This window comes from Xanthomonas sp. F1 (assembly GCF_014199855.1).
The window spans coordinates 35648-47462 of the sequence record NZ_JACHOK010000004.1 but is presented as its reverse complement, the minus strand read 5'-3'; the positions used below and the strand labels follow the sequence as shown (position 1 = coordinate 47462).

At 69.6% G+C, this 11815-nt stretch carries 8 protein-coding genes; 4 read left to right on the top strand and 4 right to left on the bottom strand.

What is annotated here, in order from left to right; genetic code table 11:
* Nucleotides 1–20: 20 nt before the first annotated feature.
* From GGR71_RS10970 to GGR71_RS10955, 4 genes are all read right to left on the bottom strand, one after another.
* The gene (locus GGR71_RS10970; RefSeq protein WP_343160796.1) at nucleotides 21–1712 is read right to left on the bottom strand and encodes a DUF5597 domain-containing protein; all 1692 of its coding nucleotides are present in this window, start codon (nucleotides 1710–1712) and stop codon (nucleotides 21–23) included.
* A 17-nt stretch (nucleotides 1713–1729) separates the two neighbouring features.
* On the bottom strand, nucleotides 1730–3667 hold the full coding sequence (locus tag GGR71_RS10965) for a sialate O-acetylesterase (RefSeq protein ID WP_160958486.1): 1938 nt from the start codon (nucleotides 3665–3667) through the stop codon (nucleotides 1730–1732).
* A gap of 83 nt (nucleotides 3668–3750) precedes the next feature.
* A complete protein-coding gene (locus tag GGR71_RS10960) occupies nucleotides 3751–6681 on the bottom strand; it encodes a TonB-dependent receptor (RefSeq protein WP_160958483.1) in 2931 nt (976 codons plus the stop codon).
* Between the two features lie 287 nt (nucleotides 6682–6968).
* Nucleotides 6969–7931, bottom strand: coding sequence for a LysR substrate-binding domain-containing protein (locus GGR71_RS10955; RefSeq protein WP_160958481.1), 963 nt, complete (start codon nucleotides 7929–7931; stop codon nucleotides 6969–6971).
* A gap of 284 nt (nucleotides 7932–8215) precedes the next feature.
* Here GGR71_RS10955 and GGR71_RS10950 point away from each other — a divergent pair, with 284 nt between their 5' ends.
* Genes GGR71_RS10950 through GGR71_RS10935 form a run of 4 tightly spaced genes read left to right on the top strand, consistent with a single transcriptional unit; the run spans nucleotide 8216 to nucleotide 11808 of the window.
* Nucleotides 8216–8836, top strand: a complete 621-nt coding sequence (locus GGR71_RS10950) for a 2-dehydro-3-deoxy-6-phosphogalactonate aldolase (protein ID WP_184451937.1) — start codon at nucleotides 8216–8218, stop codon at nucleotides 8834–8836.
* Nucleotides 8833–9984 (top strand): galactonate dehydratase, encoded by a 1152-nt coding sequence (gene dgoD, locus GGR71_RS10945; protein WP_160946586.1) that lies wholly within the window; start codon nucleotides 8833–8835, stop codon nucleotides 9982–9984. The genes GGR71_RS10950 and dgoD overlap by 4 nt, the downstream gene beginning before the upstream one ends.
* 4 nt (nucleotides 9985–9988) lie before the next feature.
* A complete protein-coding gene (locus GGR71_RS10940) occupies nucleotides 9989–10912 on the top strand; it encodes an SMP-30/gluconolactonase/LRE family protein (RefSeq protein WP_160958476.1) in 924 nt (307 codons plus the stop codon).
* Nucleotides 10909–11808, top strand: coding sequence for a 2-dehydro-3-deoxygalactonokinase (locus tag GGR71_RS10935; RefSeq protein WP_160958473.1), 900 nt, complete (start codon nucleotides 10909–10911; stop codon nucleotides 11806–11808). The genes GGR71_RS10940 and GGR71_RS10935 overlap by 4 nt, the downstream gene beginning before the upstream one ends.
* Nucleotides 11809–11815: the final 7 nt, after the last annotated feature.

Below are 11815 nucleotides of genomic sequence, written 5' to 3'. Positions count from 1 at the left end.
CCACGGGCGCCGCCGCGTCGTCAGTAGGTCGCCAGCGTGACCCGCAGCAACTGCGGCACGTCGGAGAAGTTGAGCCCGTAATCGGTCTGATCGCCGTTCCAGTTGCGCCGGAACCGCCACTGCTCGCCTTCGTACACGCCCTCCTCGACCCGGTCGTAGAGCATGTTGGCGGTGGCCGCGCTGGCCGGATGCAGGGTCACCCGCGCGTGCTGGGCGGTGATCAGGAAGGTGTCCGGGCCGAGTTCGGCGATCAGCGCCGCGCCGATCGGCGCGGGATTGCCAGGCGGCGTGCCCTGGAACCAGAACTGCGGCACGCCGTAGGTGATGGTGGCGCTCCAACGCGCGTTGAGCGGCAGCTCCTGCACCGCCTGGCCCGGCGCCTCGGCGGTGCCGTGCAACTTGCCCGCGGCCGCGGCCCGGGCGAACACGCGCATGCCCATGCCGACCGCACGGTACCCCACCGCGAACGGCGCCAACGCCTGCGCGTCCACGCGCTTGGCGCCGAGCGGATAGTTGGAGTAGCCGCTGTAGTCGATGCCGAAGGTCGACCAGCCGATGCCGTCGTGGCCCAGCGCCGGATACAGATAACGCGCGTACTCGGGGCGGTTGCCGGTCTCGGCGACGAACAGCGCGTTGTCCGCCCGCGCGTAGCGCTGCAGCACCGTGGTGTACAGCGGGTACTCGGGCATGTAGATGTCCGGCGCCAGCAGATCGAGGTGCGGCGCCGCCGCCTTCCACACGTCCAGCACGTTGTCGGTGGGGCCGCCGCTGGCGTACTGCCCGGGCTGGCCTGGATTGAACGGGCCGCGCAACGCCGCGTTGACGTAGATCGGCAAGGGATATGCGGCCTTGCCGGCCTCGGCGACGCGGTCGATGAAGCGCGCGATGTGCCAGGCATGGAAGATCTCGTCGGCATCGGCGCCGAACACCTGCGCCCAAGTGCCTGGCGGCTTGCCGAGCCGCTGCAGCAGCACCTGCGGCACCGGGCCATCGAACACGCGCTGCGCCATCGGCGAAAAGTCGCGCGCGCTGCCGTAGGTGCCCGGCTCGTTCTCCGCCTGCACCATGATCACCGTGCGCTGCGGATCGGCCTGGCGCAGATGCCGCATGAAGGCGACGAAGGCCTTGCAATCGGCCTCGAGCGTGGCCGGGGCCAGCGGCGACAGCGAGCCCAGGCGTCGCCCGTCGCGCGTGACCACGCGCGGGAAGCGCGCGTCGTCGGTCTTGACCCAGTGCGGCGCGTAGTTGGGTCCGTTGTTCTTCCAAGTACCGAACCACAGCAGCACCAGCCGCACCCGCTGCGTGCGCGCCTGCGCCAACAGCGCGTCGACGAAGGAGAAATCGAAACGCCCCTCCTCCGGCTCCACCTGCTCCCAGGCGATCGGCACCTGCACGGTGTTCGGCCCCAGCGCGCGGATTGCCGGCCACACCTGCGCCAGCGCTGCCGGATAATTGCTGGAATTGTTGACCTGCGCGCCGAGGATCAGGAATGGCGCGCCGTCGACCAGCAGCGCGTGACGGCCGTCGGTGCTGACCAGGCGCGGGATCGGTACCTGTGCCAGCGCCGACGGCGCAGCGATGGCGGCCGCAGCGCGCGCATGGGCCGGCGGTGCATCCCGCGCAGCCTGGCAGGCGGCCAGCAGCAACGACAGCAGGCACTGCAGCCCCCATCCGCAGCGCGTAGCGCGCAGCCGCGACTCGGTGCCTCCCACGTGGCGCGTGTCCTGCCTCACCAGCTGTCGGTGCGGAACGGGCCCACCGGCAACTGCTCGCGGTTGACCAGGTTGGCGTCCTCGGGGTTCTCGCTCCAGGCGTAGCGCAGCGCCTGCGGCTGCGGCACCGCGTCGCTGCGGACCACCACCTGGTCGCCCTCGATGCGCGCCTGCGCCGGATGGAAGCGGCGATCGGCACCGGCCAGGGCGAAGCCGCGCACCGTGTTGCCGCCGCCGCGCACCGCCAGCGCGCTGCCCATCATGTCGAACATCGCGCGTGCCTGGCCATCGGCGAACGTGGCGCGCGCGAACACCGGCGCGCTGTAGACCAGCGCTTCGCCGTAGGCCACGTGCCGCGCGACCAGCGCCAGGCGATGCCCAACGTCCTGCTTGTTGGTGGGATGGATGTTGTCCGGCATGCCGATGTCGATGGTCACCGCCTGCCCGGTCGCCGGCAGCGCCAGCGTCCTGGTCTGCGATTCGCGCAGCTGCGCCCAAGGGCTCAGGTCGCCCTGGTCGTTGCCGGCCTTCCAGTTGGCCAGTTGCACCCACAGGAACGGCAGTTGCGGCTGTCCGCGCTCCTGCCGCCAGCGCCCGATCAGCGACGCGAACTGCTCGCGATAGCGCAGCGCGCCGTACGGATAGGCGTTGCTCTCGCCCTGGTACCAGATCACGCCCTTGACCGGGAACGGCTGCAACGGGTGGATCATCGCGTTGTACAGCAGCGTCGGGATCTGGTTCTTGTCGTCGTTGGCGGCCAGCGTCACCTTGCCCGGGCGGAACTGCCAGTCGCCGGCCAGCGAACGCGGCTGGCCGCCGTCCGGCTGCACGAAGAACGCCGACGCATCGCCGGGAATGCCGCCGAAGCCGCCCGTGTCCAGGATCCGGATCGCGACGTGGTTGATCCCGGCGCGCAGCGCCGACGGCGGCACGCGATAGCGGCGCGGCTCGGTGTAGCGTCCTTCGGTATGGCCGACCTCCACGCCGTTGACGTAGGTGGTGTCGGCATCGTCGGCCGGGCCGATGCCCACGACGGCGCCGGCCTTGGCTTCGGCCGCGCTCAGAGTGAAGGTGGTGCGGTACCAGGCGACGCCGTCCATGCCGACGTAGCCGTGCTGTTCCCACAGCCCCGGCAGCGGCTGGCGGTCCCAGTCGCGGTCGTCCAGATCGGCGGCGGCCCAGCCCGCGTCCTCCTGCGCTCCCGTCGCCTGCGGCCAGCGCGCCAGGCGTCGCTTGGTCTCGCCAAGCTCCTTTGCGTCCTTGGCCTGCATCTGTGCGATGCGCGTGCGCACCTGCGCCGCGTCCACGCCGGGCGAGGCCGCGTCCATCCAGGCTTCGATCGCGCTGCCTAGCCAACTGCTGTCGATGATGCCGATCGGCACCCCGGTGTGCTGGCGCAGGTCGCGGGCGAAGAAGTACGCCACCGCCGAAAACGCGCCGGCGGTGGCCGGCGTCGCCGCGACCCAGCTACCGCCGGGCAGCCGCGGCTGCGGCTGCGCCGCCCAGGCCTTGGGTACCTTGAAGTTGCGCAACTGCGGATCCGTCGCCGCCGCCACTTCGCGCGCGCCGTCGCGCGCCTGCGCCAGCGGCCACTCCATGTTGGACTGGCCGCTGGCCAGCCACACGTCGCCGATCAGCACGTCGCCGATGCGGCGCTGGCTGCCGTCGCCCTGGACCTCCAGCGCATACGGGCCGCCGGCCGCATGCGCTGGCAACTGCAGTTGCCAGCGACCATCGCTGCCCGCGACCGCGCTGGCACTGGTGCCGTCCATTCGCACCTGGATGCGTGCGCCGGGCGTGGCCCAGCCCCACACCGGAATCGGCGCATCGCGCTGCAGCACCGCGCCGTCGGCGAGCAGCAATGGCAGTTCCAGTGCGGCGGCGGCCGGCCATGACGCGGCGGCCAAGGCCAGCAAGGCCAGGCGGCGAACGGTGCGGAGCAAGGGGACGGCCATGCGTGGATCCTGCATCGGGGGAAGGGCCGGCGGCGGCGGCCGGCATCGTGCAGGCAAGCCGCGCACCGGATGCTGCGTGGCGCTTACCAGGTGGCGCGCAACACCAGCGAATAGCGGCGATCGTTGACGAACCAACTGCGCGTGTACAGACGGCGGTCCACCTCACCGTCGCTGTACGAGGTCGGCCCCATCAGCACCTTGGTGAGCGAATTGGTGATGTTGTTGGCCTGCACGCCCAACTGCAGGTGCGGCGTGAAGCGGTAGAACACCGAGCCGTCGAGCTGGCCGTAGTCGTCCGACCAGGTCGGCAGCTTGGTCGACACGTCACTGGCGGTCAGCAGGTAGCGCGAGCGCCAGTTGTAGGCCAGGCGCACCGACAGTGGCCCCTTCTCGTAGATGCCGGCGAGGTTGTAGCTGCGCCGCGACAGGCCTTCCAGCGGCAGCGCCACGCCGGTGACGGTGGTCTTGGTATAGGGATCGGTGGCCGTGTTCACGCCGCCGCTGCTGTCGACGAAGGTGAAGTTGGCATTGACGCCGAAACCGCTCATCCAGCCCGGCAGCGAATCGAAGAACTGGGTGTAACCGTATTCGAAGCCGCGGATGCGGCCCTTGTCCATGTTGTACGGGCGCGTCACCAGGAAATCCTGGCCGTTGTAGTTCTCGGTGACGGTCTGGTTGGAGAAGTAATCCTTGACGCTCTTGTAGAACAGCGTCACGTACATCATGTCGCTGCTGTCGAAGTACCACTCCAGCGCCGCGTCGTACTGGTCGGCCTTCATCGGCTTGAGATTGGGATTGCCGGCGGTGCCGGTCCAGTCCTTCAGCGTGCCGTCGTCGTTGACGGTCGCGGTCAACAGCAGGTACGGCTGCAACTGGGTGTAGTCCGGCCGCGCCATCGCCTTGGAGGCGGCCAGGCGCAGCTGCAGCGCATCGGAGAACTTGAAGCGCAGGTTCAGGCTCGGCAGCACGTCGGTGTAGCTGCCCTGCGCGTTGTTCGGGAAGTACTGCCCGTAGTACTGGGCCTTGAGCGCTTCCGAGGCCGAGGTGGCGGACAGGTCCGGATACTGGCCGTAGCCGGAGGCCTCGGTCCTGGTCTGCACCACGCGCACGCCGATGTTGCCGTCCACCGGCACGCCCAGCGCCGTGTCGTTGCCGAAGTACATCACCATGTACGCAGCCTGGGTGCGCTCGAACTGACGATTGGTGTCCTGCAACTGGTACTGGTCCGGTGCCCAGCCATAACCGCGCAGCGCGACGATCTGCTCGATCAGCGCCGAGGTGCCGGCGTAGTCCTTGACCGCACTGTTGCGCGGGAAGTACAGGTTGTTGGGCACGCGCACATTGCCGCGCAGCAGGTTCGAAAATGAGTACAGCGACGAGGACGCGGTCATGTAGCTGGCTAGGTCGGCCAGGCCGGTGGCGGTGCCGGGGATAGTCGCCCAGTTGTCGCTGATCACGCCCCAGTTGTAGCCGGAATTCTTGTTGGTCTGGGTGCGATCGGTGGCGCGGATGCCGGCACGGAACGTGCGCAGCCACGGGTTGTCGTCGTAGCTGTACTCCAGGTCGAAGCGCGTGGCCAGTTCGCGGCCACGGTTCTTCGCCAGGTGATCCATGGCCGCGCTCCAGAAATAGTTGGAGGGATCGGCGGTGTAGCTCGGGTCGGCGAGACTCACCGCCGGGTACTTGCCGCTGAGATCGAAGGTCAGCCCCGGCAGATAGATCGAGCTGAACAGGGTGAAGTCCAACGTGTCGCTCTGCGACTGCACCAGTTGCATGTCGCCGCGCACGGTCAGCCGGTCGGTCAGGCGATGGGTGAAGCCGCCGGACAGGTCCGAGGTGGTGGTGCTCTGCCGGGCGTAACGGTTATCGGTGTAGAAACGCACGCCGTCGTTGCCGGTGACGTTGCCGCGCCAGGAACTCGACGCCGGCGAACCGCTGACGAAGCGGCCTGCGTCGTCGTAGGTGAAGGTGGTGCCGGGCGCCGGCGCGATGGCGTTGGTGTCGTCGTTGAAGAACGCCGCGCGCTCCTGCCAGTTCATGTCGTAGGACGAGCGCAGGTATTGCACATAGAGGTCGGTGGCGTCGCTGGGCCGCCACTGGAAGGCGGCCGCCACGCCCTTGCGCTTGCGTTCGAATTCCAGCTGGCGCCAGTTGACGCCACCGGGCACGTAGACCTTGTCGAAGCTGGTGCCCGCCAGCAATGCGGGATCGGTGCGGCGTACGAACGGTTCCACCTGGATGCCGTCGCTGCGCGTGGACAGTTCCGAGTGCGCGACATCGAGCATGAAGCCCATTTCGCCCAGCCCGGTGTTCCAGCGATCGCTGAACAGGAACGAGCCCGACGGCTTGTAGGTCTTGCTGAGATCGCCGTAGTTGACGTCGGCGGTGGCGCCGATCACCCGACCGGGCTGGTCGAACGGCATGCGCGTGCGCAGGTTGACCGTGCCGCCGAGGCCGCCTTCGATGATTTCCGCCGACGGATTCTTGTACACGTCCACCCCGGCCATCAGTTCGGCCGGCACATCCTCGAAGCTGAGACCGCGCCCGCTGGCGGCACTGAAGCTGTCGCGGCCGTTGAGTTCGCCGCGCACCTGGGTCATGCCGCGGATCATCACCCCGCTGCCTTCGGCCGAGAAGTGGTCCGGATCGTTGCGCGCCATGAAGTGATCGATGGTCACGCCGCTGACCCGCTGCAGGGTCTCGGTGACGCTGCGGTCCGGCAGCGCGCCGATGTCCTCGGCGCTGACCGCATCGACGATCTGCTCGGCATCATGCTTGATCGACTGCGACTTGATCAGGCTCGCACGCACGCCCTTGACCTCGATCGCATCGAGCTGGACCGGGTCGCCCTTCTTGGCGGCAGGCTGTTTGGCGGCAGGTTCCGCCTCCTGCGCCAGCGCCTGTGCGCTGAGCAACACGCCGATGCTCAGCGCGATGAGGGAACGCGGCAAAACGCGGGGACGACGTGACGCTGCGGTCGGCTTGGCCAGACCACGAGGATGCTGCGATGCCATGCTGTTTCCCTCCCAGGAGACATGCACACAGACACGGGCGACGGTCGCCGCAAGGCGCCGTCCTGCGAGTTGTGACGGCATCGGCCGCAGCCGCTGCCGTATCGGGTGGCGCCGCTGCGCAGATCGGCAGGCCGGTCGTTACCGCGATCGGCCGAGACTAGGAATGCACTTCGCGTGAAGCAAATGAAAGTTTCACGCCCAGCTATGCGATTCCAGACTACCGGGACACCCACCACGGCATGTCTACGAAATCATCCATTTGCGGTATGGCAGCGCCTGCGCCGTGTTCAAACACCCGCCGCGCGTTCGGGATACAACCGCTTGGCCGCGTTGCGCAGCGCCAGCAATACGCGTTCGGCACCAGGCGGCAGCAGATAATCGCGGCGGCGCACGATGCCGAACGATTCCATGCGCACGCCCAGCGTGATCGGCAACACCGTCAGCAGCTTGGCCTGCACGTAGGGCGCCACTGCCTCGGCCGGCAGTGCGGCCAGCAGGTCGCTGCCGCGCAGCAGGCTGGTCATCACCGGCAGCGACGAGGTCTCGATGACGTTCTGCGGCGCCGGCACCGCATGCTCCAGGAACATCGCGTCCAGGCGCGCGCGCAGCACGCTGTCGGCCGGCGGCAATACCCAGCCGTAGCGCGCCAGGTCGGCATGGCGCAGGTCGGCGCGGCTGGACAACGGATGGCCGGCGCGGGCGATCACCGAATGCGGCTCGTCGGCCAGCGGCTCGAATTCCAGCGCCTCGGCGCCGTAGGGGCCGAGGATGCGCCCGATCACGATGTCGAGCTGGCCGTCGAGCAGCTTGGCCACCAACGGCCGGCTGTAGTCCATCTCCACCCGCACCAGGATCCCGGGGAACTCGCGCTTGACCTCGGCGATCGCCTGCGGCACCAGGTTGGTGCCCGGATTGACCACGGTGCCGATCGAGACCTGGCCCATGCGCCCCTCGCACAGTGCCGCGATCTCTTCCTGGGCGCGGCCGATCTCCGACATCGCCGCGCGCGCGCGGCGGATCAGCACCTGCCCGTACCAGGTCGGCTCGACCCCGCGCGCGTGGCGCTCGAACAGCTTCACGCCCAGCAGGTCCTCCATTTCCGCCAGCAGCTTGGACGCCGCCGGCTGGGTCATGCTGGCCGCCTCGGCCGCGCGCAGCACCGAGCGATGCTCGTGCAACTGCAGCAGCAGCAACAGGTGCCGGGTCTTCAGGCGCGCGGCATTGAACCAGGGATTGGCGGAAGCATTCATCGTGGGCAGGCGTCCTGGGAAGCGAAGCCGCCTATTCGGCGGCGGAATAGAATATGCCTAAAATTTCATTTGCAGAGCATAGCTCACGCGCGCAGGCTACTGCCCATCGCGCCCCCTGCTGGCGTCGCCGCCACCGCCCCTGCTCGCGCAGGCAGGCCGATTCAGCCGGGTTCGCGCCAGCGTCGATGCAGCGGGCGCGGACCGCGGGCCTCGCCGCCCGGCCCCACCGTGGCACCACGCTGACTGCGCGTCTCCTTCACCGCCGCTTCCCACCAGGTACCCCGATGTCCGCCGCTTCCCCGTTCCGACTCCCGCTGATCGCGATCCTGCGCGGCCTCACCCCCGAGGACGCGCTGGCGCACGTCGGGGCGCTGGCCGATGCCGGCTACGACGCGATCGAGATTCCACTCAATTCGCCGCGCTGGGCCGACAGCATCGGCCCGGCCGCGCAGGCATTCGGGCAGCGCTGCTGGATCGGCGGCGGCACCGTGCTGCAGATCGGCGACGTCGACGCCCTGGCCGATCTGGGCGCGCGCTTCATCGTCACCCCCAACACGCGCCCGCCGGTGATCCGCCACGCGGTGGCGCGCGGCCTGCAGGTGGTGGCCGGCTTCGCCACCGCCACCGAGGCGTTCGATGCGCTGGACGCCGGCGCGCAGATGCTCAAGCTGTTCCCCGCCGCCACCTACGGCCCCGGCCACGTGCGCGCCCTGCGCGCGGTGCTGCCGGCGCAGGTGCCGCTGTTCGTGGTCGGCGGCGTCAACACCGAGACCCTGCACGACTACCTGAGCGCCGGCGCGATCGGCGCCGGCATCGGCGGTGAGCTGTACCGCCCCGGCCAGCCGCTGACCCAGACCCAGGCGCACGCCGCCGCCTTCCGCCACGCCTATCTGGACCGCGCATGAAGATCGTCCGCCTCACCACCTACCACGCCGCGCCGCGCTGGCTGTTCCTGAAGGTCGAGACCGACGAGGGCATCACCGGCTGGGGCGAGCCGGTCATCGAAGGCCGCGCGCGCAGCGTCGAGGCCGCGGTGCGCGAACTCGGCGAGAGCCTGATCGGCAAGGACCCGGCGCGGATCAACGACATCTGGCAGATGCTCTACCGCGGCGGCTTCTACCGCGGCGGCCCGATCCTGATGAGCGCCATCGCCGGCATCGACCAGGCGCTGTGGGACATCAAGGGCAAGGCGCTGGGCGTGCCGGTGTACGAATTGCTCGGCGGGCGTGTGCGCGACCGCATGAAGACCTATCGCTGGGTCGGCGGCGACCGCCCCGCGGCCACCATCGCGCAGATCCAGGGCTACCGCGACCTCGGCTTCGACACCTTCAAGTTCAACGGCACCGAAGAAATGAAGCTGATCGACGGCCCGCGCGCGGTGGACGCGGCGGTGGCCAAGGTGGCGCAGATCCGCGAGGCGTTCGGCACCGCCATCGATTTCGGCATCGACTTCCACGGCCGCGTCGCCGCGCCGATGGCGCGCGTGCTGCTGCGCGAACTGGAGCCGTTCAAGCCGCTGTTCGTCGAGGAACCGGTGCTGCCCGAGCAGGCCGAGTACTACCCGCGGCTGGCCGCATCCACGCCGATCCCGCTGGCGGCCGGCGAGCGCATGTTCTCGCGCTTCGACTTCAAGCCGGTGCTGCAGGCCGGCGGCCTGTCGCTGCTGCAGCCGGACCTCTCGCACGCCGGCGGCATCACCGAATGCCTGAAGATCGCCAGCATGGCCGAGGCCTACGAGGTCGGCCTGGCGCCGCACTGCCCGCTCGGCCCGGTGGCGCTGGCCGCCTGCCTGCAGGTGGATTTCGTCTCGCACAACGCGGTGCTGCAGGAACAGAGCATCGGCATCCATTACAACGAAGGCGCCGACCTGCTCGACTACGTGCTCAACAAGGACGACTTCGCCTGCGACAATGGCGGCAGCATCGCCGCATTGCCCAAACCGGGCCTCGGCGTGGAAATCGACGAGGAGCGCCTGCGCCATGCCAACGCCAACCCACCCGACTGGCACAACCCCATCTGGCGTCACGCCGACGGCAGCATCGCCGAGTGGTGAGCCGATGAACGTTTCCCCGCCGCCCCGCCACACCGCCACCCTGGCGGTGGACAGCCGCTGTGCGCATGGCGAAGGCATGCTGTGGTGCGAGCGCCGCGGCGTGCTGTTCTGGGTCGACATCAGCGGCCGCCGCCTGTGGCGCCACGATCCTTCCAGCAACGTCAGCCGTCATTGGGACCTGCCCGATCGCCCCGGCTGCCTGGGCCTGTTCGACGACGGCCGCCTGCTGCTGGCGCTGGCCAAGGGCGTGTACGCCGCAGATCCGGATGCCGCCGCCGAGGCCGACAGCGCGCTGCCGCTGCAGCACCTGGCGGACGTGGAACCGGAGCGCGACGACACCCGCAGCAACGACGGCCGCGCCGATCGCCACGGCAACTTCGTGTTCGGCACCATGAGCGAACGCGACGACCAGGCGCCGGTCGGCAGCTTCTACCAATGGTCGGCGCGCCATGGCCTGCGCCGCCTGCCGCTGCCGGGCGTGGCCATCCCCAACGCGATCTGCTTCAGCGCCGACGGCCGCACCCTGTACTACTGCGACTCGGTGCAGCCGCGCATCCTGTGCTGCGACTACGACCCGGACACCGCGCACACCGCCAACAGCCGCGTGTTTGCCGAACTGGACCATGCCGGTGCCGAGCCGGACGGCGCCATCGTCGACGCCGAAGGCCACCTGTGGAACGCGCAATGGCGCGCCTGGCAGGTGGTGCGTTACCGCCCCGACGGCAGCGTCGAGCGCCGCGTCTCCCTGCCGGTCAAGCATCCCACCTGCCCCGCCCTCGGCGGCGCCGACGGCGGCACCCTGTATCTGAGTACCTCGCGGCAGGACCATAGCGAGGACGAACTGGCGCGCACGCCGCAGGCAGGCGGCGTGTACGTCGCCGCGGTCGGCATTGCCGGCCTGCCCGAAGGACGCATCGCCAGCGCATGATCGTCGTCGATTGGGGCACCAGCAGCCTGCGTGGCTATCGGCTCGATGCCGATGGCGGCATTCTCGAACAGCGTCGCAGCGACCAGGGCATCGCCGCCTGCCAAGGGCGCTTCCCGGCGACCCTGGCCGCCCTGATCGACGGATGGGACGGCGATGTCGTCCTGTGCGGGATGATCGGCAGCCGCAACGGCTGGATCGAACTGCCGTATGCGCCCTGCCCGGCCGATGCCGCTGCCCTGGCTGCGTCGATGCAACCACTGCAGGATCCGGCCCTGCCCGGCCGCACGCTGTGGTTCGTGCCCGGCGTGGCCAGCGGCGCCGACGCCGTGCCGGACGTGATGCGCGGCGAGGAGACCCAGCTGATCGGCCTGCTCGCGTTGCTTGCGACCGAATCGCCAGCCGCTGAAGCCCACCACGTGTGCCTGCCCGGCACCCACAGCAAATGGGTGACGCTGCGGGACAGGCGCATCGCCTCGGTGGCGACGATGATGACCGGCGAGCTGTATGCGCTGCTGCGCACGCACAGCCTGCTGGCGCGGTTGATGGACGCCGACGACGGCGCCTTCGATGCGGCCGCGTTCGATGCCGGCGTGCAGCGCAGCGGCGAGCCCGGCGGCCTGCTGCACCATCTGTTCGGCGTGCGCAGCCTGGGCCTGTTCGACCGCCTGAGCGCCGCCGCGGCGCCGTCGTATCTGTCCGGCCTGCTGATCGGCCACGAACTGCGCGCGCAGGCCACTTTGCCGCCGGTGGTGCACCTGGTCGGCGGCAGCGGCCTGCTGGCGCGCTATGCGCATGCGCTCGCCGCGCTCGGCAGCGCCGTGCGCACCCATCCGGAAGGTCTGGCCGCGCGCGGCCTGTATCGCCTGGCGCAGCAGCACGGCGGCCTCGCCGGCTGAGCCGCAC